Genomic DNA, 25,160 nt, shown 5'->3' with positions numbered 1-25,160 from the left:
GCGCCGCTGCTCGAAGGAGAACCATGCCCCTGCTCGTCAACCTGGCCGGCCGTGACTTCGCGGTCGAACTCACCGGTTCCGAGCCCCCGACGCCCGTCACCGGCGGTCTCGTTCTGCCGCCTGGCCGGGTCGCGATCCTGCACGGCCTCGCCGACGCCCTGTTCTACCGCCACGGCCAGAACTCCTGGAGCCCGTGCGGGTGGCGCCGCCTCAGCGAGCCCCCCTTGCGGATCGCGAACCCCCAGCGGCGCCTGACCGCGGACGACACGGTCTGGGACGACCCGGCCCGCCACCACTCCTCGGCCGTGGCCGCGCTGCAGGGCGACGACGGGCGGGTGCTGCTGCTGGGCTCCCTCGGGCTGGGCACCCCCCGCCTGGCGGCCGACCTCGACACCCTCGCCGGCTGGTGCGAGGACGACGGGGCCCCCTGGTTCCTCGCCTACGGTCCCGAGCAGGAGGTCTTCGCCCACTACACCGACCAGCTCGCCGTACGGCTCGGCAGCAGCGAACGGCGTGCCGGAAACGTGTGGTCCACCTGGTACTCCTACTACGAAGGCATCACCGAGGAGACGCTGAACAAGGACATCTCCGCGCTGGCCGGCCTCCCGTTCGACGTCGTCCAGATCGACGACGGCTGGCAGTCGGCCGTCGGGGACTGGGAGCCCAACGACAAGTTCCCCTCCGGCATGCGCGCCCTGACCGAGCGGATCACCACCGCCGGGATGAGAGCGGGCCTGTGGCTGGCGCCGTTCATCGTGCTGCCCACGTCGGAGACGGCACGCGAGCATCCCGAGTTCCTGCTGCGTGACGCCGGCGGGCAGCCGGTCGTCGCCGGGCACAACTGGGGCACCTCCTACTGGGCCCTGGACCTCACCCACCCCGGCGTCCAGGAGCACCTCACCCAGCAGATCCACAAGGTTGTGCACGCATGGGGTTTCAGCTACCTCAAGCTCGACTTCATCAACGCCGGCGCCGTCCCCGGCGTCCGGCACTCCGGGGCGCCTCGCGAGCAGGCCTACCGGGACGCGCTCGCCCTGATCCGGCGCGTCGCCGGCCCGGAGGTCTACCTGCTCGGCAGCGGCGCCCTGCTGCTGCCCTCGCTGGGGCTGGCCGACGGGCTGCGCAGCGGCCCCGACGTCGCCCCGCTGTGGACCAACTACGCCAGCGACGACCCCTCGGATGCCATGGCCTGCAACGCCGTCGTGAACACGTTGCACCGGCTGTGGCAGTCCCGTCTCGTCCAGGTCGACCCTGATGCCGTCTACTTCCGCAGCCGGCTCAACCTGCTCACCGAGACCCAGATGCGCTGGCTGCAGGACCTGGCCGCGATCTGCGGATTCAAGGCCGTCTCCGATCCGCCGTCCTGGCTGAGTTCCGACGAGCTCGAACGCATGACCGCCTACCTCGCCGAGCAGCCCGAGATCGTCCAGGAAGATCGATACAGTTTCGCCGTGGATGGCCGTCCCGTCGACTTCACCGCCGCGCTGAACCCGGGGCAGCAGTATCCGATCACATGACGAGCAGCTAAAATTTCACTTTGGCTAAGCATAATCGGGGGGTAGTGGTGTCCGAGGTGGCCGGAGTCGATGTCAGCAGGCTCCGCGAGATCAACTCGCTCAGCGTCGTCCGGGCGATGCGGGGTCAGCCGCCCGCCACCGTCACCGAACTCGCCGCCCGCACCGGCCTGTCCCGGCCCGGAACCGACGTCGTGGTTCGCGGGCTGGTCACCGACGGATGGGTGAAGGTCGTCGAACCCGACGGCAGCAGCGTCGGCCGTCCGGCCCGCCGCTACCGCTTCAACGCCGACGCCGGGCACGTGCTCGGCGTCGACGTCGGTGGCCACAAGATCCTCGTCCTGCTCGCCGACCTCGAGGGACAGGTGCTGCACAGTCACCGGCTGCCGGTCGAGCCCGACGCGGACCCGGCAGCCCGGCTCGCGGCCGTCGACACCGCCATCTCCCAATGCCTGTCGGACGCCGGGATGGGGTCCGACCAGATCTGGGCGGTGACGGTCGGGGTGACCGGCCCGGTCGACGCCGACGGCCGTACCACGCTGTTCACCCCGCTGCCGGGCTGGGCGAGCGTTTCCCCCGCCGAGCACCTCACGACCCGGTTCACCTGCCCGATCCTGGTCGAGAACGACTGCAAACTCGCCGCCGTCGCCGAACGCTGGCAAGGCGCCGCGCAGGACGCCGACGACATCGTCTACCTGCTGGCGGGCATGCGGACCGGTGCCGGCCTCATCCTCGACGGCACCCTGCGGCGCGGGTACGGGGGAGCGGCCGGCGAGATCGGCGCGCTCAAGGCGGTTCGCTGGCTCTCCGCCCCGTCCCACATCGAGAAATGCCCCGGAGTGCCCGAGGACATCCATCCGAACGACAAGGCCGCCTGGGTCTTCGAACGCGCCCGCGAGGGCGACAGCGACGCCAGAAAGGCGCTCCGCCGCTATGTCAAGGATCTGGCCGTGGGCGCCGCGGCCCTCGTGCTGACCCTGGACCCGCAGGTCGTCATCCTCGGCGGCGGCTACTCCCGCTCCGCCGACCTCCTCATCGATCCCCTCGAGCGGGAGCTGCGCCGCCTCTGCCTGCGCGTCCCCGAGATCCGGGCGTCCAACCTCGGCGCGGACAGCGTCGCCCTCGGCGCGTTGCGCGTCGCCCTTGACCAGGTCGACGCGCGACTGTTCACGGACGGGATGCCGGCCCCACTCACCCTCCACGCCTGACTCACACCCTTCCTCAGCTGAGGACTCGAAGGCGGGTCGAGCGGAAGAGACCTGTCGGTAAGGCTGGCCCACCAGCCGCCATCTGTTGTGTTCTCACAGTTCAGGGCCGCGATAGGAGCGTCTGGCTTCTGGCGCGGCCTCACCCCGCTGATCACCACCAATATGACCCCCTACGGCACCGTCCAGCTGCGGCCCGACCGGCGCCTCGACCTGACCGCCCCCACCACGCCCATGGCAGGCGACGAGGGATCAAGCGCATGATCTCGGACAGGGTCAGCGCCGAACGCGCGGACCGAAACCCCGGACCGCCCACCACCCGCAGTGAGCCAAAGCGGCCACCCGCCCCGGACCCCCGCCCAACGCAAGGCCCGCCAACTGGCCAAATACCTGCGCGAGGAACGGCCCGACTACGCCTACCTCAAGGAGGTCTTCCGGCACCCACGCGCCGAACTCGGCATCCAGGTGCAGAACCAGCCCAAGAAGCTGCCCTACGTCCCCACCGAGGCCGAGATCCGCAGCTACTACACCACCGTGTGGGCCGCACGCCGTACCGGCGACATCGTGCTCATCAAGACCCTGCTCTACACCGGCGTCCGCGTCGCCGAACTGGTGAAGATCCGCATCGGCGACGTCGACCTGGACGCCTGCCGCATCCGCATCGCCCAAGGCAAAGCCGGAAAGGATCGCACCGTCCCCTTCCCCGCGCACTTCAAAGAGACCCTCGCCCTGCACATCTCCGCCGCCCGCCGGAGAGGCGCGGCCTTCCTGTTCGCATCATCGTGGAAGAAGCCGTACTCCACCCGCGGTGTACGCGCCATGCTCGCCCACTACGCCGCCAAAGCCGGCCTGCCGCACAACATCCCCACCGCCTGTGGCACTTCCTGTTCACCTGGCTCAAGTCCCAAGGCATCGACGACGCCCTCATCCAGCCCTACTCCGGCCACGCCAGTCGCATCTCGCTGGAGATCTACTCTGGCTTCTCCCCCCTGCCGCCCTGGGCCGGGCTGGCCGTGCTCTGCGGCTACGCCGCCCTCGCGCTGGTGTCTGCCGTACGGCGGAATCCCGCACCCGCTGAAAACGGATGAAGATGGCCGAATATGGCCATCGCGATTGATCTTCTCCGCGATCGGAGCGAACGTGAGTGGACTTCAGCCAACGGGAGGCGGCGATGGTGGCTCAGGATGCCCTGCTCAAGGTTTACGGCGACCGGACGTACACCCATGTGATGATCGTCCGGCATCAGGGCACCACGGTGGCGTTCGCGATGGACACGGCGCGACGGATCGTCTACAACGTCCTGGACCTGGCCAAGCAGAACGCCGCCAAGGGCGAACTGGACGCCGCGTACTGGGCCGACAACCCCCTCGAGCTGCCCTTCCCCCGGGAGATCGAGGAGGTCGGCTACAGCGTCGCGGGCGCGACGGCGATGCCGACGATCAAGAAGGGTGGCCGGATCGAGGCCAAGCCGTCCGAGCAGCTCGACCCCGAAGAGATCGACATGTTCCTGTCCACGACCGCGCGGCTGTCGGCGGCGGCGCCGTTCCAGGTGGTCTCCGACGGCACGTACGTGGTGGTGCTGCGGCAGGCGATCGGGGCCACCCACCCCGACGCGGTGCACAAGCTGACCGGCGGCGGCTGCTCCGGCGACGCGGCCAGGACCGACTACCTGCTCAGCGGCGGCGCCAAGGTGCCGCTGGTACGTGAGACGCTGCTGAGCGACCGCTTCCTGCTGGTGGACGGCAAGCTCAAGCCGGTGCTGGAGGTGCGCCACCGGCGCAGCCGCCACGCCACCCGGCCCGACTCGGCCAAGGACACGCTCGGCACCGAGGACATGGAGGGCCGGCCGTTCTACGAGCCGACGCGTGAGCTGTCGTTCATTCGCAACCTGACCGGCGGGCGGTTCGCGGCGCTGCTGGTGCCGACCGCGATCTCCACCATGTGGCGCTGGCAACTGTTCGCGCACAACGGCGCCACCGGCCGCGTCGACTGCTTCAACATCGAGCAGGGCGCCGACGGCGGCTTCAACACCCAGGGCACGCGCTTCTACACCAGCCCCGACGCCAAGTACCGCGACTCCGTCTTCGAGCGCGCCCCCGGCAAGTGCCCCTTCACCAGCCAGGACCTGGTGCCGGTGGCGGGCGTCGCGGGGCACGCGGAGACCGCGCTGCTACTCGACGGTACGGCAGGCCACGTGGACCTCGGTTCCCCTGGAGCGCTCCAATTCGGCCCGGGGGCGTACACGATCGAGGCCTGGATCAAACCGGCGGCCTTCGGCGGCACCGTGCTGGCCAAGGGCGCCGCCTGCTCGCTCGGGATCGGCGCCAACGGCACGGTCGTCCTGGCCCACAACAGCGGGGCGTGGTCGGTGGTCTCGACCGAGTCGATCTCGCTGAACGACTACACCCACGTGGCCGGGGTCTACGACGGGACCAAGGCGAGCGTCCTGGTCAACGGCAGGGTGAGCCAGAGCGCGAACCTGCAGCACCAGGCCGACGCGACCGCGCCGGTCCTGATCGGCGCGGCGACCACCGCGGGCCAGCCGGGCGGCTTCTTCAACGGCGAGATCGACGAGGTGCGCCTGTGGGAACGCGCCCGCACGGCCGAGGAACTCAAGCGCGAACTGGGCCACCGCCTGATCGGCAACGAGCCGGGACTGGTGGCCTACTACCGCTTCGACGAGGGATCGGGCACGACCGCCTTCGACCAGAGCGACCGCGCGCTGAACGGCACGCTGCGCGGCGGCGTGCAGTGGGTCGGCTCGCAGGCCCCGGTGGGCGACCACCCCGGAGTGCGCCGCGACAGCTTCTCCGTCACAGGCCGCAGCGTGGTCTCCGGGCTGGCCGCCGTCATCTACCACCAGCAGCAGTCCTCCACGGTCGGGTACGGCACGGCCGCCAAACCCGCCAAGCGCCAGGCGAGGGTGCTGCTCGCCTTCGCCACCAAGGCCCCCGCCGACAAGGACGGCCAGGTGGCGACCGTGGACTTCGGCGTGGGCAGGGACGGGCGGCTGACCCAGGTGCCCGACGTGCTGGACATGCCGGTGCTGGATCGCCCGAAGCAGAGCCAGGACCTGGATGCGATCAGCGTGCTGGAGCAGCGGATCAAGGCGCTGGAGACCGAGGTGCGCGACCTGCCCCTGGAGATCGACCGGCTGTCCAAGGTCGCCGTGAACCTGGCCGGGCTCCAGGACTCCCATGACAAGAAGGTCGCGGAGGTCGCCCACTACCAGCGGATCGTCGATAGAGACAAGGGCACGATGTCGGCCTGGCTGTGGCGGCTGGAGATGAAGGGATCTCCCGGCCGGCCGACCATCTCGATCAGGGGCGACAGCCTCGAATCACAGGCGGAGCTGGTGCGAAACGCCGATCCCAACTCGCCGAGCGGCCAATGGCGGTTCATCTGGACCGATGCCAGCGCCAGCGGCCCACGCCGCTACGTCATCATGAACGCCTTGTCCTACCGCAGCATCGCCCCCGCCGGCTCGTCCGCCGACGACATGACCAGGCTCGTCCAGGCACGCCCCGGCGCGGTGTACATCGTGGAGCAGAACGGCGAGTACGTCAGGCTCATCGGCACCGGCAACGGGCTGGCCATCTCCTCGGCGGGCACGGGCAGCACGGTGGTCCACTCGCGGGCGGCCCTGACCAACGACACCGGGCTGATCAAGATGGTCCCCGCCAGGCACATCGGCGACTTCGACACCAGCCTGAAGAAGGCGCAGACCGAACTCGTCTCCCTGCGCATCTCCCTGGACGAGGCACGCAACGCGCAGACCAGGCTCGCCGCGCTCCAGCTCACCCTGGCCGCCAAGACCACCGAACTGGACACCGCGCGCAACCAGCTCGCCCGGATGACCGGCGCCGCCCAGGGCGCGACCGACCTGACCGTGACCATGCCGCTGCTGGCCCTGGACCGCACCGGTCTGAGCTGCGCCGGAGCCGTGCTGTCCTTCGCCCGATGCGCCGATGCGCCCGTCCTGATGGACAGCGCCACCGGCCACGTGGTGCTGTACTTCCGCGGGGTCAACGACCAGTTCTTCGCCGCCTACTTCGACACCTTCGTGATCCCGTCGACCCAGGAGCTGCCCGTCGACAGCAACGCGGTGGTCTTCACGGCCCGTGACGCCTGCATCGACCTGGGCGCCCTCACGATCACGGTGAGCGACGGCGACGCGCCGGGCCGGTGCGACCTGACCATCTCCGGCGGCAAGGAGGGCGAGACCTGGCGCTCGCTGCCGCGCAACGCCGAGCGGATGACCGCGATACTCGCCGGCGTGCCCGGCGAGCCGGTCAGGCTCACCACGGTTGCCACCGTGAACCGCACCCAGGTGGAGCTGGCCGAGCCCCTGACGACCGCCGTTCCCAAGGCCGCGCACCTCACGATCGGCTCGAACGGTTACAGCGCGGGCGCGGACCACCCGGTGGGTGCCAAGACGCTCACGCTGGCCGCGGCCGGTCAGCCGATCACGGTCGGCGCCGTGGTCACGCTGGTCGGCTACGACTATCAGCGGGCCACGTGCGCGCGTCCCGGGGTGCCGCTCACGGCGGGCTCGCGCCTGGTCGGCCTCGCCGCGGGCACGGTCGCCTCCATCGCGAACGGCGCCGCCAAGCGCCTGGTCAGCGGGCACGGCTGCCGCTGGCGTGGCGAGATGCCGGGCCGCGCCTACTCCTTCGACGGCCGCCAGCAGCACCTGCGCCTGCCCGCCGCCCAGCTGGAGCGCGTGACGGTGACGGGCGACCTGACGATGGAGACCTGGGCGCACGTCGCCCCGGTGTCCGGCAAGGCCAGGATCGTGCACGCCAACAGCGGACAGTCGCCGTACACGATGGCGCTGGTCGACGCCCCGTTGAAGACGGCGAAGCTGTTCAACGGCTCGGAGTCGCTCGAACTGAGCAAGACCATCGAACTGGCCGAGCGGGACTTCTCGATCGAACTGTGGGCACGGCGCGATGCCGGGCAGACCCACACCCAGCCCCTGCTACTGCAGGGCGACCCGACGGGACGGCAGAACCGGACGCTGCACCTGCAGATCTTCAACGACAACAGCTTCGGCTTCAGTCTCTGGGGCGATGACCTCGTCGCCCCTGGCCCCCCTGACGTGGGCTGGCACCACTGGGCGGTGACGCACGAGCACGCCACCCGTGCCCAGGTCATCTACCTCGACGGCGTCGAGGTAGCCCGCCGGACCGCCAACGCGGCCTACGTCGGGCGCGGCCCGCTGCTGCTGGGTTTCAAGCCGTTCGCCGGCCAGTACCTGTCCGGCGCGATCGACGAGGTGCGCGTCTTCGGGCGGGTCCGCACCCCCGCCGAGATCAACGGCGAGCGCAACCAGCGGCTGTCGGGCCGCGAGCCCAACCTGCTGGGCTACTGGACCTTCCCCGGACCCTCGGCCCTGCCCTCACCGATCAAGGGCTACCAGCTGGTGGCCGGGGTCGGCGGCCGGTTCGTGCGCAGCCAGGAGACCTTCCCCTGCGGCGAGTGGACGCACCTGGCCGCCGCCTTCCAGCAGTCCTGGGCGGTCAAGCTGGACGGCGGCGCCTACCTGGAGGTGGGCAAGGAAGAGGCGCTGAACGTCACCGAGGACCTGACGATCGAGGTGTTCCTGCAGGCCGATCGGCTCGGCAGTACGATGGGGCTGGTCTCCAAGGGCGAGCTGGGCTTGTCGGGCGGCGTGCCGTACCAGCTCAGTGTGCGCGGGGACGGCAAGCTGGAGTTCGCCTTCGAGGAGCCCGGCGGCAACGTCGTGCGTTACACCTCCACCGCCGGCATCACCCCCAGGGCCTTCCAGCGGGTGGCCGTCGTGCGCAAGAGGCGCAAGGTGGAGGTTTCGGCAACCTCCCAGACCCCGCCGGACACCGATCCGGGCAAGGACATCCGCTTCTACATCAACGGGCAGCCGGTCGGCGCCGATCACTACACCGGCCCCGGCGCCCAGGCCAACAGCAGCAACCTGACCATGGGCAGGATCGGGTCGGGCGCCGCGTTCTCCGGGGTGCTGGGCGAGGTGCGGCTGTGGAGCGTGGCTCGCGAGCCGGCCCAGATCGGGCTGCCGGTCGCCGGGCGCGACCGGGGGCTGCTGGCGCGCTGGGCTTTCGAGGAGAACACGGGCAACGTCACCCTCACCAGCGACGGGAGCTACCCGGCGCGCCTGAGATCCACGCAGTGGGTGCGCGACCCCGATCCGATCGCCAGCCCGTTCCGCCTGTATCGCAACGGTGTGCCGGTGGTCGCGGTTTCCACGCCGGACCCGGGCCCGGCCGACTACGGCGACCAGCAGCTCACGCTGGGCGCCCGGCTGGCCGGCGGCGCGGTGAGCGAGCCGTTCAGCGGCATGCTGGAGGAGATCCGGATCTGGCGTACGGCACGCACCACCGAGCAGGTGCTCGACAACCTGTTCACCCGGCTCAAGGGTGACAAGCAGGATCTGGTCGCCTACTGGCCCTTCGACCGCGACTCCACCGCGATCACGGCCACGCAGGTGCACGATGAGGGGCTGCGGGGCAATGACCTGGAGTTTCCCGCGGCGCGTCCGCGGCCGATGCTCTCCAGCGCTCCCATCGCCACCGACACTGCCCAGGTGCGCTCCGCGCTGGCCGCGATCCGCACCCCCTTCCACGACACGATCGGCGCGGCTCCGGCGGTCGCGGAGTACGCGGACATGCAGCACACGGCCAAGGGCGAGCCGTTCGGCGTGCTCAAACGCTGCTACAGCTTCGTGCGTCAGGGCCGCTGGCACCTGGTGACCGGCTACAAGGTCGGCAACCTGGTGTCGGAGTGGGTGGGGCAGGCCCAGTTCGACCCGCAGCTCATCGGCTACATCGAAAGCGCCCCGCCGGTGCCGTCGGAGAACCTGACCGGCGCCGACTCCTTCGCCGGCGCCTCTTCGGTGGAGTTCACCGAGGCCGACCAGGTCACCTACAGCATGTCCTCCAGCCGCACCAGCAGCATCGATTCCTCCTTCGAGGTGAAGATCGGCCAGGACCAGAACCAGAACCTGCTGATGATCTCCGCGCCGATGGGCGTCGGTACGGCCAAGCCGATCGTGGAGGTGGACTACAAGCTCACGGGCGTCAGGAAGCTGGAGTTCTCCAACGCCTGGTCGGATGAGACCAAGCTCTCGCAGGGCCTGAACACCACGCGCGCCGCCAAGCTGCGCCTGACCGGCAACCTGGAGGACCCCACTCAGTTGCTCAACCCGGCCATCGGCCGCCGTTACGTGCCCGCCAATACGGGCTTCGCGCTGGTGCAGTCGGAGACGGCCGACATCTTCGCGTTGCGCCTGGCCCACACCGGGGCTCTGGTCGCCTACCGGATGATGCCCAACCCCGACATCCCCCGGGACTGGAACATCATCGCCTTCCCGGTCAATCCCCGTTACACCAAGCAGGGCACGCTGGACGGCGCGGTCGGCTTCGACGACCGGGGCAAGGTCCGCGATCCCGACTACCCGGCCGCCGCCGACTACGGTCAGCACAGCTTCTTCAAGCCCCAGGAGGCGTACGCGCTCAAACGCCGCATCGTCCGCGACCAGCAGCGGCTGCGCGCCTACTACGAGTCGATCTCCACCAAGACCCATACGCCCGACCAGACGCAGGTACAGGCCGGCAAGATCCTGCGGAACATGGGGATGACCGCCGAGGTGTCCTCGGGCGATCGCAACGGGAGCAGCAGTTCGGCCCCCGAGAAGTTCTCCCACCGGGACCTGGTCAACACCTACGTCTGGACGGCGCAGGGCGGCTTCTTCGCCGAGACCACCCAGGCCACCGACTCCGTCACGCAGACCCACAGCGGCAGCTACACCTTCAAGGCGGCCGATACGGGGACGGTGGAGTTCAAGATCACGATCGTGGGCTTCGGGCTGACCGGCCACATCGAAGCCTCCCTCGCGGGCAGCACCTCCGTGACCCGCACCCGGGCCAAGGACGTCAGTCGTTCCTTCGGTCTGACCGTCGACTGCGCGCCCTCCGGTGACCTGCAGCGCTACGACAGCGGCAAACCGGTCTTCACGGCGCAGGGCAAGCCCGTCCTGGTGCCGGGGAAGGTGGACGCCTACCGTTTCCTCACCTTCTACCTGGGTGAGAGCAGCGCCAACTTCGACGACTTCTTCCACAAGGTCGTCGACCCGGTCTGGCTGGCCAACAGCGGCGCCGCCGACGCCGCCGCGCTGCGCCAGGCCCGGCAGACGGCCGCCAAGCCGCCCTGCTGGCGGATCATGCACCGGGTGACGTTCATCAGCCGGGTGCTGCCGCCGATCCCGCCGCCGGGGGCGCCGCCGCTGGAGCGGGCGATGCGGGTGGAGAACATCTCCAGCAACTACGAGCTGATCCAGCGGCTGGCGCCGTACACCCGGACCGCGACGGCGAGCAAGGCGGTGCTGGCCACGGCCACTCGGGCGGCGCTCACCACGCATCTGCCCGAGCTGGTGCCGCACGCCGCCGAGGTGATCGACTACCTGGCTGACTACTACGGCATCGACAACTAGGAGGGATCCGCTCCCAGCATGCTCTCCACCAGGTCGGCGGCCCGCAGGGCGCCGCCCTCGGCACGCGCTTGGCTCCGCAGGCGCGCCGAGCGGCGAGTGACCTCCGGGTCGGCGACCAGGGCGAGCAGCGCGGTCCGCAGGGTCTCGGCGGTGGCGTCCTGGGTGTCGATCCGGCGGGCGATGCCCAGCTCGGTCAGCCGGTCGGCGTTCATGAACTGCTCGGCGCCCTGTGGTACGGCGATCATCGGCACTCCGGCCAGCAGCCCCTCGCCGCAGCCGCCTATGCCGGCGTGGGTGACGAAGGCGTCGGCCTGCGCCAGGGTGGCCCGTTGCGGCACCCAGGAGTGCACCTTGACGTTGGCCGGGATCTTCCCCAGTTCGCTCGCGTCGGTGTGCCGGCCGATCTGCAGGACGACGTGCCAGCCGGGCAGGTCGCCGAAGACGGCCAGGCACTGGCGGTAGAACTCCGGCCGGCGCGTGTAGGCCGAGCCCAGCGAGATCAGCAGGACGCGTTCGGCTCCGGCGGGCCGGGTCCAGCCGCCCTGCCGCTCGTGCGGGGGGGTAGCAGGGGCCGACGAAAGTCACCGTGTCGGTGTCGACCTGGTCGGCGTGGGGTTGCATGGCCTTGGGGATGAGCACCAGCGCCCGTGACGGCGGCCCGGAGAAGGCGTCCACGTCTGTCGTGGTCGCCCCGGCCTCGGCGAGCCAGCGGGCGAACCGCTCCCGGTAGGCGTCCGCACCGGGCAACTGCCGCAGCTGCGCCGCCACCTGCTCGTCGTATCCCTTCCAGGCCACGAACGTCGGCGACAGCTGCAGCACCGGCCGCCGCTGCGCCTCGGCGAGCGCCCGCCCGGCATAGGCGCCGATGTCGTACAGATACAGGTCCGCGGGGTCCTGGTCGTAGGCGGCCCGCAGCTGCGGCAGGGCCTGTACGGCGTCGCCGAGGAAGAGGTTCATGGCGACGATGGGGTCGTCGGGCCAGGCGTTGTCGGCCACCGGAAGCACCGAGGCGCACGGGATGAAATCGGCGTCGGCGCCCTCGATCAGGTCGCCGACCGCCGGGTCGTTGGCGTAGGTGACCCGGTGCCCGCGTGCCACCAGTTCCCGGATGATCTCCAGGCTGGGCGGCACGTGGCTGACGATCGGGGTGCCGATCATGGCGAGGTGTGACACGAAAGATCAGCTCATTTCTGGTCGAGGGCTGAGGCTTCCAGGGCGTCCACGTCGCCCGATCAGGGCTGGATCACCGAGGACCCGTTGCGTCGGCTCAAACGCCGCCCCGTCGAGGCCGACCGTACGAGGTCGCTGGACCGTGCCGAGGTCGCCGAGCTGCTTGGCCGGGAAAGGATTGCGCTTCGTGAGCGGACCTTGTGGCGGCTGCTGTACGAGTCCGCGGCACGGGCCTCCGAAGTCCTGGCGCTCGATGTCGAGGAACTGGACTTGCGTAATCGAAAGGCCCGGGTGCGGCGTAAAGGTGGCGCGGTGGACGTGATCGTGTGGCGAACCGGCACCGCCCGGCTGCTGCCCCGTCTGATAGGTGGACGCAGGTCGGGGCCAGTGTTCACCACCGACCGGCGGGCCCGAGTGGAGTTGCCGCCAGCCGACATCGACAGTGGCAGCGGGAGGGCGCGACTGTCGTATCGGCGGGCAGCTGAGCTGTTCGAGGCGGCCACCGGCGGCTGGACGCTCCATCAACTACGGCACTCGACGCTGACCCACGCGGCCGAGGATGGGGCCAACACCTCCACCTTGCTCGCCTTCTCCGGGCACACCTCGGTCGCTTCGCTGGCCCGCTACGCCCGGGTCTCGAGTGAAGCTCTCGGGCGCTGGCAGGCTGGACGCGATCCTGCCGCTCGCAAGCGGTGAGGGCGGACCTTCGAGAAAGCTGAGTGCAAGGGGATCGATATGCCTGCTAGATGACAGAGGAACGGCAGGAAGCCCGCGTGTGTGCCGCGCGGTTGATCTTCGCAGCGCAGGCCTTACGCTGTCTGGCGTACGGCCTGGCCGCCGTGATGGCCGTGGGCGCCGCGGCCCTCGTGCTGACCCTGGACCCGCAGGTCGTCATCCTCGGCGGCGGCTACTCCCGCTCCGCCGACCTCCTCATCGATCCCCTCGAGCGGGAGCTGCGCCGCCTCTGCCTGCGCGTCCCCGAGATCCGGGCGTCCAACCTCGGCGCGGACAGCGTCGCCCTCGGCGCGTTGCGCGTCGCCCTTGACCAGGTCGACGCGCGACTGTTCACGGACGGGATGCCGGCCCCACTCACCCTCCACGCCTGACTCACACCCTCCCTCAGCTGAAGACAGCGCACCCGCACCCAGGTTCTCAGCTGGAGGCGCCCCAGGTGAGGGAGAGGCCGGTGGCGGCGCGTTCGGTGCGGATCTCCATCATGCTGCCGAGGATGGTGGCATGGTCGGACACCACGGGCGTGGCGTCGAGCGTGTAGGTGATCCGGGTGCTGACGAGCACCGGGCTGCCCTCCGGCTCGTGGAGGTGGCGGGCGGTGTCGGGGTCGAGCAGGCCGGGCCGGACCACCTCGGACGCCCGGGCGACCGTCACTCCCGCGTCGGCGAGGGCCGTGTAGAGGGAGACGGCGGTGAAGTCACGGTCCTGGATCTGGTCGGCCACCGGCCGGCGGACCCAGGACACCTGGTGCAGGGCGGGACGTCCCGCGAACTCGCGGACCCGCTCCAGCCGCAGGGCGGTGTCGCCGGGGCGCAGCCGCAGCTCCGCGGCGATCCGGGCGGGGGCCCGGCGCACCGCCCGCCCGGTCACCGAGGTGCGCACATCGTGGCCCTGTTTGCGCAGGTCGTCGACCAGGCTGCGGAGCGAGTCGAGCTGGTACGCCAGGTGGGGCGGGGCGACGAACGTGCCCCGGCCGGGCTGCTGCACGATCAGCCTCTCGTCGCTGAGCTCCCGCAACGCCTGGCGCAGCGTCATGAGGGTCACCCCGTAGGAGGCGCTCAGCTCCCGTTGCGGCGGCAGGGCCTCACCGGGGGCGTAGTGTCCCGACCGGATCTTCGCGGCGAGGTCGGCGGCGATGGCGCGGTATCTCGCCTCGTGCCCGGCGTCGGGGGTCATCGTGGTCGGTCACACTCCTGGTCGAGGGCTTGCCGCAGGGTCGCGAGGAAGGCCCGCAGGTCGTCCGGCCCGGCCCCGTCGAGCACCCGCCGCATGACCGCGGCGCCGACCACCACGCCGTCGGCGTGCCGGCGGGCTTCGCGTGCCTGGTCCGGGGTGGAGATGCCAAATCCTAGCAAGACCGGCCGGTCGGTGGCGCTCCTGATCCGCTCGGTGAGCTCCGCCGCCGAAGCGGCGAGGGCGGTCCGTTCACCGGTGGTGCCCATGAGCGACACCGCGTAGACGAAGCCGCGGCTGCGGCACGAGATCTCCGCCAGCCGCGGCTGCGGCGTCGCCGGCGAGGCCAGCAGGACCAGCTCGATCCCGACGGCGGCGGCCGCGTCCGTCAGCTCGTCCGCCTCGTGCACCGGCAGGTCGGGCACGATCAGGCCGCCGACGCCGGCCCGGCGCAGCGCGGCGCAGAACGCCTCGGGGCCGTCGTGCAGCACCAGGTTGTAGTAGGTGCTGACGACCAGCGGCACGCCCACGTCCGGCATGCCGGACAGGTCGGCGAGGATCCGGCGGGTGCTCGCCCCCCGGGCCAGTGCCGTCTCGCTGGCCTGCTGGATGGTGACGCCGTCCAGCGTGGGGTCGGAGAAGGGCAGGCCGACCTCGATCGCGTCCGCGCCGGCGGCGGCGAACGCCCGCAGGTACTCCGTCCAGCCGGAGGTGATCCCCGCGGTGACGTACGGCATGAGCAGGCCGCGGCCGGTGTCCCGGCGGGCCCGCAGGTGGCGTTCGACCGCGCCCGCGGCCGGCGTGGGGTTGGTCACAGCAGCTCCTTCAGGGTTGAGGCGTCCTTGTCGCCCCGGCCGGACAACGTCATCAGCACCGTCGATCCCGCGGGCAGGTCGCCGTCGCCCGCCGCGCGGATCACCCAGGCGAGGGCGTGCGCCGATTCGAGCGCCGGGACGATGCCTTCGGTACGCGCCAGCCGTACCGCCGCGCCGACCGCCTCGTCGTCGGTCACCGTGACGTAGCGGGCCCGGCCCAGGTCGCGCAGGTGGGCGTGCTCCGGGCCGACCCCCGGGTAGTCGAGCCCGGCGGCGATGGAGTGCGCCTGGGTGATCTGCCCGTCCTCGTCCTGCAGGAACAGCGAGCGGCTGCCGTGCAGGACGCCGAGCCGGCCGCGGGCCGCCCCGGCGCCGCCCTCCGCCTCGACCCCGACCAGGCGCGCCGGGGTGTCGGCGAATCCGGCGAACGTGCCGGCCGCGTTGGAGCCGCCGCCGACGCACGCGACCACGTAGTCCGGCACGCCGGTCCGCAGCTCGGCGGCGCACTGCCCGCGGGCCTCGTCGCCGATGACCCGCTGGAACTCCCTGACCATCCATGGGTACGGATCCGGCCCGACGACGGAGCCGATGCAGTAGTGGGAGTCGCCGGTCGTGCCCACCCAGTGCCGCATGGCCTCGCTGGTCGCGTCCTTGAGGGTGCGGCTGCCCGTGGTCACCGGGACCACCTCGGCGCCCAGCATGCGCATCCGGAAGACGTTCAGCGCCTGCCGCTCGATGTCGCGCTCGCCCATGAACACCGTGGCCTCCAGCCCGAGCAGCGCGGCGGCCGTCGCGGTGGCCACCCCGTGCTGGCCCGCTCCCGTCTCGGCGATCAGCCTGCGCCGTCCCATCCGGGTGGCCAGCAGGGCCTGGCCCAGCACGTTGTTGATCTTGTGGGATCCGGTGTGGGTGAGATCCTCGCGCTTGAGGTACAGCTGCACGCCCAGGGCCTCCGACAGCCGGTGGGCCGGTGTGAGCGGGGTCGGCCGCCCGGCGTTCACGGCGAGCAGCCGCGCCAGGGCGCCGCGGAACCCCGGATCCGCCCACGCCTCGCGGAACGCCTCGTCCACCTCGCGGCACGCCTCCACGAGGGACTCCGGCGCGTACCGTCCGCCGTACTCGCCGAATCGGCCCCGGGCTCGTGGCTCGCCCATCGTCCCGTCCAGCGGGACCGGCTCCCGCCAGGGCAGCGCGTCTCGCATGCCATCCTCCTATCGTTCTATAACTCTGTGAAGAGTTCTATAACAGTGAGTGTGGCACAGGCGGGGTGGACGTGCCACCGCCGGGTGCTCGGCACGGCAGCGCCGGATGGCTAGATCTGGTCCCCGTTCTCGACGACGTGGCGCACGCCGGGGTGGGGTCGTCGTCGTGGCGGTGTGCCGCCGCTGTCCGGGCGGTACTCGAAATGCCACCACTCGTTGTCGTACATGCGGTAGAGGTGGTAGCGGGCGCCGTGTTCCTCGAGCCAGCGCGCGCCTTCGTGGGGGCGCACGTCCAGCGCGATGCCCTTGACGTGCGGGGATTCCGCCGGAGGTAACACGAGCATGCGTGCCGAGGCAGGAGAGCCGGAGCGGCGCACCTCCTCGTCGAACATCCGTTGCTGGACAAGGGGATCGCGGTATCCGGAGGTGAGGCCGAGGAGCTGGCCGTGGCGCCAGAGCGCCTCGGTGCGCGCCGCGATGAACGCCGCCATGGTGCCGTCGGTGAGCCCGGTGAGGTCCTCGGCGGGGAACCGCATCCGCAACGCCCAGCGGCAGGCCAGCTCGCGGGCGCGGCCGGGATGCCGGGCGAACGCCGCGGGCAGCAGGAGCACGGCGAGCAGCAGCGTGACCGCGGCGAACAGCCGGTCTCGGGGCCGAGGCGGGATGGTGCGTGGTTCGCTCATGACGACTACGATTGGCACCCGATATGCGCGCGTTGTCCGCCGCATGTCACCGTTCATCGACGGCGCCCACCGTCTGCGCGACCGTGACGCAACCATGACACGGCGCGGACGAGGCGGGGACACGGCCGGCCGACAGTGAACAGGGTTGACTGGCGGGCGAGTTACGGAGCGAACTGTGATATTCGGCGGCGTGTCGCGAGTGTTGTTGATCGAGGATGACCCGGCCGTGCGGGAGGGCCTCGATCTGGCCCTGACCCGGCATGGGCACCGGGTGCGCGCGGTGGAGTCCGGCGAGCAGGGGCTGGATCGGCTGCGCACGGACCTTCCCGACGTCATCGTGCTCGATCTGATGTTGCCCGGCATGGACGGGTTCGAGGTCTGCCGCCGCGTCCGGGCCGCCGGTGACGTACCGATCATCATGCTGACCGCGCGCGGCGACGACATGGACGTGGTGGCCGGGTTGGAGGCGGGCGCCGACGACTACGTGGTCAAGCCGGTGCAGCCCAGAGTGCTTGAGGCACGCATACGAGCGGTGCTCCGGCGGATCGGCCGGGACCAGGCGGAGCTGGAGCGGCACGGGGACCTGACCATCGATCGGGCCGGGCTGGTGATCGCCAACCGCGGCGTGCCGGTCAGTCTCGCTCCGACCGAGCTGCGCCTGCTGCTCGAGCTCTCCGGCGCGCCGGGCCGGGTGCACAGCCGCCAGCAGCTGCTGGAGTCGGTGTGGGAGCACGGGTATTTCGGCGACTCGCGTCTCGTGGACGCCTGCGTGCAGCGGCTACGCGCGAAGATCGAGGACGACTCGGCGGCGCCCGTCTACGTGCAGACGGTGCGTGGGTTCGGGTACCGGTTCGGGCCGGTGTGAGCAGCCGGTGGCACCTCGACCGCGCCCGGGGCTGCGTGCCCGGCTGTTGTTCGCCTTCGCACTGCTGTGTGTGGTCACCGCGACGGCGGTGGCCGGCGGGATGTACGTCCAAGCCCGCATCGACATCCTGCAGCGGGCCCAGGATGCCGCGGTGGAGGCGATGAGAAGCCGCCTGGAGGCGGTCTTCCCGTTGCGGAGTCCGGCGCCGGGCCCGGACGAGCTCGACGAGATCGCCCGTGCGGTGACCGACCAGTACAGCTCCGCGGTTGCCATCTACCACGGGGCGCACTCGCCGGTCATGTCGCCGCCGGGGCTCTGGAAGCCGCCCAACGTGCCGGTCCTGGACCCCGGGCTGATTCCCGAGGACTTGCGGCGGGTGGTGGCCGGCGGCGACATCGCGTGGCAACGCGTGGTGTGGCGGGGCGAGCCCCACCTGATCATCGGTACGCCGTTGCTGATCGTCGAGCGCGACCGGACGACGCGGATGTCCGGCATCGAGGTCTACACCGCGCGCAGCCTGCTTCCCGAGCAGCTCAGCATCGACCGGCTCGCCACATCCGCCTGGCTCACCGGCGGGGCGGCCCTGGCGTTCGCGGTCGTCCTCGCGTTGCTGGCCACCCGTGGCGTGCTCCGCCCGGTGCGCGAGCTCGGCCGGGCGGCACGCCTGCTGGGCGAGGGCGAGCTGCGGACCAGGATCGCGGTCAGCGGCTCCGATGAGCTGGCCGATGTGGCACACACGTTCAACAACACCGCCGCGGAGCTGGAACGGCACGTCGAGCAGCTGCGCGAGATGGAGGCCGACGCCCGCCGGTTCGTGGCCGACGTGTCCCACGAGCTGCGCACCCCGCTGGCCGCGCTGACCGCGGTCGCCGACGTCCTCGATGAGGAGGCGGCCCGGCTCCCCGAGCCCGCCGGCCGCGCCGCCAGGCTGGTCGGCCAGGAGACGCTCAACCTCACCGGGCTGGTGAACGACCTCATCGAGATCAGCAGGTTCGACTCCGGCGTGGCGGCCCTCGCGCTGAACGAGGTCGACGTGGCCGAGCTGGTGCCCGCGACCCTGCGTGTCCGGGGCTGGTCGGAGCTGGTGGACGCCGAGCTTCCACCCGCGGTGACGGCACGGCTGGACCCGCGCCGAGTGGACGTCATCCTCGCGAACCTGGTCGGCAACGCCCTGCGACACGGCGAGCCTCCGGTGTCGGTACGGCTTTCGGCCGACCCGCACTGGATCGCCCTTGAGGTCCGCGACCACGGGCCGGGGCTGGAGGGAGCGGTGCTGCCGCACGTGTTCGACCGGTTCTACAAGGCCAGCGCGGCCAGGACCAGGTCCGAGGGCAGCGGCCTCGGCCTGGCCATCGCACGGGAGAACGCGCGCCTGCACCGAGGCGACCTCACCGTCACCAACGCCCCGGACGGCGGCGCCGTCTTCACGCTCCGCCTGCCACGCCGGTCACCCGACCCGGACGGAGGCCCCGAGTGAGGACCGGGCTCGCCGGCCGCATGCTCGCCGCGGGACTCGTATCGCTCGTCGCCACGGCCGGCTGCGGTGTGCGGCCCAGCGACGCCATCTCCGTCGGTGACCCGCCGAGCGGAGCCGTCGAACCAGCACCAGCCACGATGACCACCCTCTACCTGGTCGAGAACGGCCGGCTCCACGCGGTGACGCGGCTCACCCGTCGACCGATGTTCCCAGCGGACACGCTCGCGCTGCTGGCGGCCGGACCGTCCGCGCAGGAACAGGCGAACGGACTGACCACCGACGTCCCGCCCGAAGCCGGCCCGTTCTCGGTGACCGCCGAGTCCGCCGGCCATTTGGTGGTCACCCTGTCCACTGCGGCCGACGAACTGTCCACACTGGCCGTCGAGCAGATCGTGTGCACGGCCGCCGCCAAGGCGCCGGAAACCCGTGCCCAGGTCACCGTCGTCGGTGCCGGGCAGCGCGTCGGCCCCCGGAGCTGCCCGGGGTGACTCTTCTGCTCACCCCGTCACGGCGGCGTGGGCGTCGGGTTCGGGGGCGCCCGATGATGGGGTGTGGTCGCGGAGCGGGACCTCGCGGATGAGCCAGGACGCCGCGAAAGCGATCAGCGCGAGAACGGCCGCGCCGATGAGGATGCCCTGCAAGCCGCTGGTGACGGCCTCTCGCACGGCGTCGGCTGTCCGAGCGGGCAGGCCGGGCAGCAGTTCGGGCGTGAGTTCGCCGCCTGTGGCCAGCCGGTCGGCCGCCGCCGGACCGAGGTGCGTACTGAGGTCGGCCCGCATGCGGCCCGCGTACACACTGCCCAGCAATGCGATGCCGAGGGAACCGCCGATGGTGCGCAGCAGGGTGACCGTCCCGCTGGCGGCGCCCATGTCCCGCGGATCGGCACTGTTCATGGTGACCAGCGTCGTACTCTGCATCACCAGGCCCATCCCGGTGCCGATGACCAGGCCGAGCGCGGAGGCCGCCGCCGCCGGGGTGGCGATGTCGAGCAGCAGCAGGAGCAGAGCGCCCGCGATCATCAGTGCGCCGCCGAGGATGGGATGGACGCGGTAGCGGCCGTTGGCGCTGATGAGACGGCCGGTGACCAGCTGCGCGCCGAGCATGCCGAACATCAGCGGCAGCAGCAGCATGCCGCTGGCCGCCGGCGAGAATCCCTGGACGAACTGCATGTACTGCGGCAGGTAGTTCGTCACGCTGAGCATGATCGCGCCGACAAGGAAACTGAGGACCTGGACGAGCGTGAAGTTGCGGTCCTGGAACAGGCGTGGCGGGATGATCGGTTCGGCGGCGCGCCGTTCGACGGCCACGAATCCGGCCAGGGCGAGAACGGCGACGGCGGTCAGGGCCAGAACCTGAGGTGAGGACCAGGAGTAGGTGGTCCCGCCCCAGCTCGCCAGCAGAGTCAGGGCCACGATGGCGGTGGTGAGCAGGGCCGCTCCGCCGTAGTCGATGCGGACTTTGACGCGTTCGACGGGTGGCAGGTGGATGCGGGTGGTGATGATCAGGAGGGCGACGGCGCCGAGCGGCAGGTTGACGTAGAAGGTCCAGCGCCAGCTCAGGTAGTCGGTGAGCAGGCCGCCGACGAGCGGGCCACCGATGTAGGCGATCGGCATGATGACGCCGATCATCGACTGCAGGCGGCCGCTGTGGCGTGGTGGTACGAGCACGCCGATGATGGCCAGCGCGCCGACCATCAGCCCGCCCGCGCCCAGGCCCTGGACGGCGCGGAAGGCGATGAGCTGGCTCATGTCCTGGGACACGCCTGACAGCACGGAGCCGGCCATGAAGAGCGCGATCGCGGTGATGAAGCTGGCCTTGCGGCCGTACAGGTCGCCGAGTTTGCCCCAGATCGGGGTGGTGGCCGCGCCGGCGAGCATGTACGCGGTCACCACCCACGGCAGGTGGTTCAGGCCGCCGAGGTCGCCCACGATCGTGGGGAGCGCGGTGCCGACGATCAGGCCGTCCAGCATGGCCAGGAACATGCCGAGCAGCAGGCCGAACACCGCGAGATACGGCAAACGGTCGTTCATCGCGGTTCAGGCGGCGTAGGGGCGGACGGCCTTGGCCTCGCGCAGGGCGTGCGCCCACCAGGCGAGCTGGTCGAGCATGACCTTGGCCGCGGCGCCGGCGGCGGGGTCGACGGCCTTGCCGTCCCCGTCGAACTGCTCCCAGGCGCGCTGGAAGCCGACGCTGTCGCGGATGGTGACCGCGTGCAGTTCGGCCAGCACCAGGCGCAGCTGCTCGACCGCGCGCGATCCGGCGGAGAAGGCGCCGTAGGACACGAAGGCGACCGGCTTGGCGTGCCATTCCCTGGTGTGCCAGTCGATGGCGTTCTTCAGGGCCGCCGGGAAGCTGTGGTTGTACTCCGGGGTGACGATGACGAAGGCGTCGGCCGCAGCCAGCCGCGGTGATACGGCTGCGAGCAGGTCCTTGGCCTCCTGCGAGGCCGGGGGCTGTCCGAGCACGGGGAGAACGGTGGGCAGCGGGGTCTCGACGAGATCGACGAGGTCGGCGGTCATGTCGTCGCGCTGCGCGATGTGGTCGAGGACCCAGCTGGCCACTCGGGTGCCGAAACGGCCGTCGCGGGTGCTGCCGAGGATGACTGCGATCTTCAGGCGGTCGTCGTTCATGAGCGGTCTTCCTTCTTGTGTGTACGGCGTATCGGAATGAGATACAACGTACACAGCAATGTGTACGTTGTCTACTTTTGATACGTTGTATCTGGGACGAGCCGGAGGGAAGCCGCACGCCATGCCAACCGAGAACGACAAACCGCGCCTATCACTCTGGGAACGCCTGGAACGCCCCACCCCTCCTCAGCGTCAGACGCTCTCCCCGCAGCGCATCGCCACGACCGCGGTCGCGATCGCCGACGCGGAAGGCCTGGAAGCCATCACCATGCGCCGCCTGGCCACCGAACTGGGCGTCGCCCCCATGGCGCCCTATCGCTACGTCTCGGGCAAGGACGACCTCCTGGAGCTGATGGTCGACCACGTCTACGCCGACCTTCACCTCCCGGTCGACCGCGAGTGGCGCGAGACCATGCGCGCCCTGGCCCTGCGGACCCGTGAGCTGATGCTCCGGCACCTGTGGCTGGCTCAGCTGTCCCCGCAGGCGAGGCTCTCGCTCACACCCAACAGGATGACCGTCGCCGAGCGGGCCCTGTCGGCTCTGGACGGCCTGGGCCTGGACGCCGACGCGATGATGAGCATCTTCCGCGCGGTGGACGCCTACGTCCACGGCGCCATGAACTACGAGAGCGCGGTGCGCAACCTCATCGACGAGCACGGCTGGTCCGACGGCGACGACCTGCGTTCGGAACTGGCCCCGGAGATGATGTGGCACATGCGGACCGGCCGCTATCCCACCTTCCGGCGCTACCTGCACACCGCCACCCGCAAGGACGACGCGCAGTGGCAGTTCGAAACCGGCCTCACCTACGTCCTCGACGGCATCGCCGCCACCCTGGCCATCTGACGCCAGAGGCAGGCAGGACCACGGCCGTGGACATTCTGTCCACGCTGCTCAGGGCTGACGCGGGCACGGCCGGTGTCAACGGCTTCGACCTCGCCACGCAACCGGCGAACGTGCGGGAGCCGGTCAGCTTCCGGACCCCTACCGCTCCGGCGGGCCGGTCGCGGGGAGTGTTCGTTCCCATGTCTGTTCCAGCAGGCTCTCGGCCAGCCGCCGGACGGCAGTGCGCAGTTCCTGCGGCGACAAGATCGTGAACGGGAAGCCGAGCCCGGCGAGCATGGCGGCCATGCCGTCCAGGGACTCGGCACGCGTCCGCAGGAGGACTCCGTCCGGGGTTTCGGTGAGTGTGGCCACCGACGGCGGGATGCGCCGGGACGCCTCTGCGAGCGGAACGTGCAGAGTGACCTCGACAGTGTGCGCATACGGTACCTGGGCCAGCGACGCGGTGACCTGCCGCACCGGGTCGGACTCCTCGGGGATCTCATAGGAGGCAGTCCCCGGGACGACGGAGGAGATCCGGTCGACGCGGAAGGTCCGGATCTCGCCGGAGCGGTGGTCGTGGCCGGTCACGTACCAGCGGCCGGAGTGGAAGACCAGGCCGTGGCCGTCCAGTTCGCGTTCGGTCTGGGCGCCTTTCCAGGAGCGGTGGCGCAGTGTGACCCGGCGGCGGTCGCGGATCGCGGCGGCCAGGGTCAGCACGGCCCGGCTCGCGGGCGTCGGCGCCGCGCGTTCGGCGAGGGTGAAGTCCAAGGTCTCCTCCAGCGCGCCGACCTGTTCTCGCAGCGTGGCCGGCAACACTCTCCGGATCTTGGCCAGGGCGGCTTCGGTGGCCTGGGCGGCAACGCCCAGGCGGCGTCCGGCGAGCAGGCCGAGAACCACGGCGGTCGCCTCGTCGTCGGTGAGCATCAGCGGTGGCAGCTTGTAGCCGGGCATCAGCCGGTAGCCGCCGTAGCGGCCGCGCTCGGCGGCGACCGGGATGCCCAGTTCGGCGAGCCGGGCGGCGTAGCGCCGGACGGTCCGCTCGTCCACACCGAGCCGCTGCGCCAGGTCGCGGCCGCCCATCCCGTGGTGCGCCTGGAGCAGTTCGAGCATCGCCAGCATCCGGGTCGCCGGATATGACACAGGTCACCCACTTAATCCGGGCGGATTCTGTCCGCTATCAGCTTTAGCGTAGCGACATCGGCTCACTGGAAGGACGATGAGATGGCGAACTACGTGCTGGTTCCCGGCTTCTGGCTCGGCGCCTGGGCTTGGGACCAGGTGGCGCAGCAGCTGCGCGCCGCCGGACACCAGGTGCGGGCGGTCACCCTGACGGGGCTGGGGGAGAGGGCTGGGGAGCTGTCGCCGGAGGTCGGCGTGGAGACCCATGTCCTCGACATCCTCGCGGCGATGGAGGGATGGGAGGAGGTCGTCCTGGTCGGGCACAGCGGGGCGAGCGTCCCGGTGACCGCGGTCGCCGACCGGCATCCCGAGCGGCTCAGCCGGGTGGTCTACGTCGACACCGCGCCGCTGCCGTCCGGTGTGGCGGTGATCGACTTCAATGACGAGGACACGCAGAAGGCCTGGCGCGCTCAGGTCGGGGACGGATATGCGCTCGATGTGCCCAGCTTCGAGCAGGAGGAGAGGATGTTCGCAGGACTGACTGAGGAGCTTTGGGCGCAGATCCGTGCGAAGGCGACGCCGCAGCCGTGGGGCGCGGTCACCCAGTCGATTCAGCGGCCGCAGCAGATCCCGGCGACGCCGAAGACCATGATCGCCTCGACGATGCCGCTGGTGGTGATCCGCGAGCTGATCGCTTCGGGGAACCCGGCGTTCGCCCCGCTCGGCACACCCGAATGGACCTTCGTCGAGCTGCCGACCGGCCACTGGCCGATGATCTCGCGACCGGCGGATCTCGCCGCGTTGCTCTGACGACCCGGCGAGACGATCCGTCCGGGTGTTCAGCTCTGTGCATGTCAGAACCAGGCCGCACCGGCATCGTCAGGGCGGCCTGGCAAGGCCCGCTCACCACCGGTCCCAGTGCAGGACCTCCTCGCGCGGGATACGGGGGCCGGGTTGAAGTCGGTGCCGATGGTGAAGGCCAGCGGGATGAAGGCCGCCAGCATGACTTCCTCGCACGGAACGCCGAGCACCCGTGCCAGCTCGCGCTCGAGCGGCCCCTGCGCCGTGGTCCACACCGTGCCCAGGCCCCGCTTCTCTTCAGGAAATGGCCCTTCCGTGAAGTACGGAGGTGAGGAACCGCCGGACAGCCGTCGGCGCTGAGAAGGATCTTGATCGCAGCGAGCGAAGACTGTTCATTGATCACGAAGTTCATAGGCGCCTTGCCCGATGTCGGCGTCGGCGACTCATTCGTTGACCCATGCGC

At 70.7% G+C, this 25,160-nt stretch carries 20 protein-coding genes; 11 read left to right on the top strand and 9 right to left on the bottom strand.

Translation table 11 applies throughout. From position 1 onward, the window contains the following. The first annotated feature begins 23 nt into the window (after positions 1 to 23). Both MTP10_RS33410 and MTP10_RS33405 read left to right on the top strand, forming a co-directional pair. The gene (locus MTP10_RS33410) at positions 24 to 1,517 is read left to right on the top strand and encodes an alpha-galactosidase (protein ID WP_310714591.1); all 1,494 of its coding nucleotides are present in this window, start codon (positions 24 to 26) and stop codon (positions 1,515 to 1,517) included. A gap of 56 nt (positions 1,518 to 1,573) precedes the next feature. Beyond that, on the top strand, positions 1,574 to 2,722 hold the full coding sequence (locus MTP10_RS33405; RefSeq protein WP_310714590.1) for an ROK family transcriptional regulator: 1,149 nt from the start codon (positions 1,574 to 1,576) through the stop codon (positions 2,720 to 2,722). A 273-nt stretch (positions 2,723 to 2,995) separates the two neighbouring features. Here the strand turns inward: MTP10_RS33405 and MTP10_RS33400 are convergent, their stop codons facing one another. After that, a complete protein-coding gene (locus MTP10_RS33400) occupies positions 2,996 to 3,454 on the bottom strand; it encodes a hypothetical protein (RefSeq protein WP_310714589.1) in 459 nt (152 codons plus the stop codon). Here MTP10_RS33400 and MTP10_RS42130 point away from each other — a divergent pair. Further along, entirely contained in the window at positions 3,338 to 4,426 is a 1,089-nt protein-coding gene (locus MTP10_RS42130) for a tyrosine-type recombinase/integrase (protein ID WP_397334559.1), read from the top strand. The genes MTP10_RS33400 and MTP10_RS42130 overlap by 117 nt on opposite strands. Positions 4,427 to 4,553: 127 nt before the next feature. Further along, the gene (locus MTP10_RS33395; RefSeq protein ID WP_397334558.1) at positions 4,554 to 11,204 is read left to right on the top strand and encodes a LamG-like jellyroll fold domain-containing protein; all 6,651 of its coding nucleotides are present in this window, start codon (positions 4,554 to 4,556) and stop codon (positions 11,202 to 11,204) included. Here MTP10_RS33395 and MTP10_RS42125 read toward each other — a convergent pair. Continuing rightward, the gene (locus MTP10_RS42125; RefSeq protein WP_397334557.1) at positions 11,201 to 11,710 is read right to left on the bottom strand and encodes a nucleotide disphospho-sugar-binding domain-containing protein; all 510 of its coding nucleotides are present in this window, start codon (positions 11,708 to 11,710) and stop codon (positions 11,201 to 11,203) included. The genes MTP10_RS33395 and MTP10_RS42125 overlap by 4 nt on opposite strands. A gap of 751 nt (positions 11,711 to 12,461) precedes the next feature. On the opposite strand from MTP10_RS42125, the gene MTP10_RS33385 reads away from it, so the two are divergent. Together MTP10_RS33385 and MTP10_RS33380 are read left to right on the top strand one after the other, a co-directional pair. Beyond that, complete coding sequence (locus tag MTP10_RS33385) at positions 12,462 to 13,070, top strand: site-specific integrase (protein ID WP_310714587.1); 609 nt, start codon at positions 12,462 to 12,464, stop codon at positions 13,068 to 13,070. Positions 13,071 to 13,120: 50 nt separating this feature from the next. Further along, entirely contained in the window at positions 13,121 to 13,480 is a 360-nt protein-coding gene (locus tag MTP10_RS33380; protein WP_310714586.1) for an ROK family protein, read from the top strand. A gap of 46 nt (positions 13,481 to 13,526) precedes the next feature. On the opposite strand, the gene MTP10_RS33375 is transcribed toward MTP10_RS33380, so the two are convergent. From MTP10_RS33375 to vanY-N, 4 genes are all read right to left on the bottom strand, one after another. Next, positions 13,527 to 14,282 (bottom strand): GntR family transcriptional regulator, encoded by a 756-nt coding sequence (locus MTP10_RS33375; protein WP_310714585.1) that lies wholly within the window; start codon positions 14,280 to 14,282, stop codon positions 13,527 to 13,529. Next, positions 14,279 to 15,094, bottom strand: a complete 816-nt coding sequence (gene trpA, locus MTP10_RS33370) for a tryptophan synthase subunit alpha (protein WP_310714584.1) — start codon at positions 15,092 to 15,094, stop codon at positions 14,279 to 14,281. Before trpA ends, MTP10_RS33375 begins: the two co-directional genes overlap by 4 nt. Further along, positions 15,091 to 16,296, bottom strand: coding sequence for a tryptophan synthase subunit beta (trpB, locus tag MTP10_RS33365; protein ID WP_310714582.1), 1,206 nt, complete (start codon positions 16,294 to 16,296; stop codon positions 15,091 to 15,093). Before trpB ends, trpA begins: the two co-directional genes overlap by 4 nt. Before the next feature lie 110 nt (positions 16,297 to 16,406). Then, positions 16,407 to 16,979: a D,D-peptidase/D,D-carboxypeptidase VanY-N gene (gene vanY-N / locus MTP10_RS33360; protein WP_310714581.1), complete on the bottom strand. Its 573-nt coding sequence runs from the start codon at positions 16,977 to 16,979 to the stop codon at positions 16,407 to 16,409. Between the two features lie 190 nt (positions 16,980 to 17,169). Here vanY-N and MTP10_RS33355 point away from each other — a divergent pair, with 190 nt between their 5' ends. Genes MTP10_RS33355 through MTP10_RS33345 form a run of 3 tightly spaced genes read left to right on the top strand, consistent with a single transcriptional unit; the run spans position 17,170 to position 19,809 of the window. After that, positions 17,170 to 17,844 (top strand): response regulator transcription factor, encoded by a 675-nt coding sequence (locus MTP10_RS33355; protein WP_310714580.1) that lies wholly within the window; start codon positions 17,170 to 17,172, stop codon positions 17,842 to 17,844. A 7-nt stretch (positions 17,845 to 17,851) separates the two neighbouring features. Beyond that, positions 17,852 to 19,321 (top strand): HAMP domain-containing sensor histidine kinase, encoded by a 1,470-nt coding sequence (locus tag MTP10_RS33350; RefSeq protein ID WP_310714578.1) that lies wholly within the window; start codon positions 17,852 to 17,854, stop codon positions 19,319 to 19,321. Next, positions 19,318 to 19,809 (top strand): GerMN domain-containing protein, encoded by a 492-nt coding sequence (locus tag MTP10_RS33345; protein WP_310714577.1) that lies wholly within the window; start codon positions 19,318 to 19,320, stop codon positions 19,807 to 19,809. The genes MTP10_RS33350 and MTP10_RS33345 overlap by 4 nt, the downstream gene beginning before the upstream one ends. Before the next feature lie 9 nt (positions 19,810 to 19,818). Here the strand turns inward: MTP10_RS33345 and MTP10_RS33340 are convergent, their stop codons facing one another. Both MTP10_RS33340 and MTP10_RS33335 read right to left on the bottom strand, forming a co-directional pair. Then, complete coding sequence (locus MTP10_RS33340) at positions 19,819 to 21,351, bottom strand: MDR family MFS transporter (protein ID WP_310714576.1); 1,533 nt, start codon at positions 21,349 to 21,351, stop codon at positions 19,819 to 19,821. 6 nt (positions 21,352 to 21,357) lie between these two features. Continuing rightward, positions 21,358 to 21,951 (bottom strand): NAD(P)H-dependent oxidoreductase, encoded by a 594-nt coding sequence (locus tag MTP10_RS33335; protein WP_310714575.1) that lies wholly within the window; start codon positions 21,949 to 21,951, stop codon positions 21,358 to 21,360. Positions 21,952 to 22,072: 121 nt separating this feature from the next. On the opposite strand from MTP10_RS33335, the gene MTP10_RS33330 reads away from it, so the two are divergent. Then, entirely contained in the window at positions 22,073 to 22,798 is a 726-nt protein-coding gene (locus MTP10_RS33330) for a TetR/AcrR family transcriptional regulator C-terminal domain-containing protein (protein WP_310714574.1), read from the top strand. Positions 22,799 to 22,936: 138 nt separating this feature from the next. Here the strand turns inward: MTP10_RS33330 and MTP10_RS33325 are convergent, their stop codons facing one another. Beyond that, a complete protein-coding gene (locus MTP10_RS33325; RefSeq protein ID WP_310714573.1) occupies positions 22,937 to 23,917 on the bottom strand; it encodes a YafY family protein in 981 nt (326 codons plus the stop codon). Between the two features lie 81 nt (positions 23,918 to 23,998). On the opposite strand from MTP10_RS33325, the gene MTP10_RS33320 reads away from it, so the two are divergent. Further along, the gene (locus tag MTP10_RS33320) at positions 23,999 to 24,706 is read left to right on the top strand and encodes an alpha/beta hydrolase (RefSeq protein ID WP_310714572.1); all 708 of its coding nucleotides are present in this window, start codon (positions 23,999 to 24,001) and stop codon (positions 24,704 to 24,706) included. Positions 24,707 to 25,160: the final 454 nt, after the last annotated feature.

The sequence above is a fragment of the Nonomuraea sp. 3-1Str genome (assembly GCF_031570565.1).
Taxonomy (GTDB): domain Bacteria; phylum Actinomycetota; class Actinomycetes; order Streptosporangiales; family Streptosporangiaceae; genus Nonomuraea.
The sequence above is the reverse complement of the archived record's forward strand: the minus strand, read 5'-3'. Positions and strand labels throughout refer to the sequence as shown.

Bases quoted from the DNA above. Each gene is read 5' to 3' on its own strand.
- MTP10_RS33375 (WP_310714585.1), bottom strand. From the start codon at position 14,282: ATGACCCCCGACGCCGGGCACGAGGCGAGATACCGCGCCATCGCCGCC.
- vanY-N (WP_310714581.1), bottom strand. From the start codon at position 16,979: ATGAGCGAACCACGCACCATCCCGCCTCGGCCCCGAGACCGGCTGTTC.
- MTP10_RS33330 (WP_310714574.1), top strand. From the start codon at position 22,073: ATGCCAACCGAGAACGACAAACCGCGCCTATCACTCTGGGAACGCCTG.
- MTP10_RS33380 (WP_310714586.1), top strand. From the start codon at position 13,121: ATGACAGAGGAACGGCAGGAAGCCCGCGTGTGTGCCGCGCGGTTGATC.
- MTP10_RS33395 (WP_397334558.1), top strand. From the start codon at position 4,554: ATGGAGGGCCGGCCGTTCTACGAGCCGACGCGTGAGCTGTCGTTCATT.
- MTP10_RS33335 (WP_310714575.1), bottom strand. From the start codon at position 21,951: ATGAACGACGACCGCCTGAAGATCGCAGTCATCCTCGGCAGCACCCGC.
- trpB (WP_310714582.1), bottom strand. From the start codon at position 16,296: ATGCGAGACGCGCTGCCCTGGCGGGAGCCGGTCCCGCTGGACGGGACG.
- MTP10_RS33410 (WP_310714591.1), top strand. From the start codon at position 24: ATGCCCCTGCTCGTCAACCTGGCCGGCCGTGACTTCGCGGTCGAACTC.
- MTP10_RS33320 (WP_310714572.1), top strand. From the start codon at position 23,999: ATGGCGAACTACGTGCTGGTTCCCGGCTTCTGGCTCGGCGCCTGGGCT.
- MTP10_RS33340 (WP_310714576.1), bottom strand. From the start codon at position 21,351: ATGAACGACCGTTTGCCGTATCTCGCGGTGTTCGGCCTGCTGCTCGGC.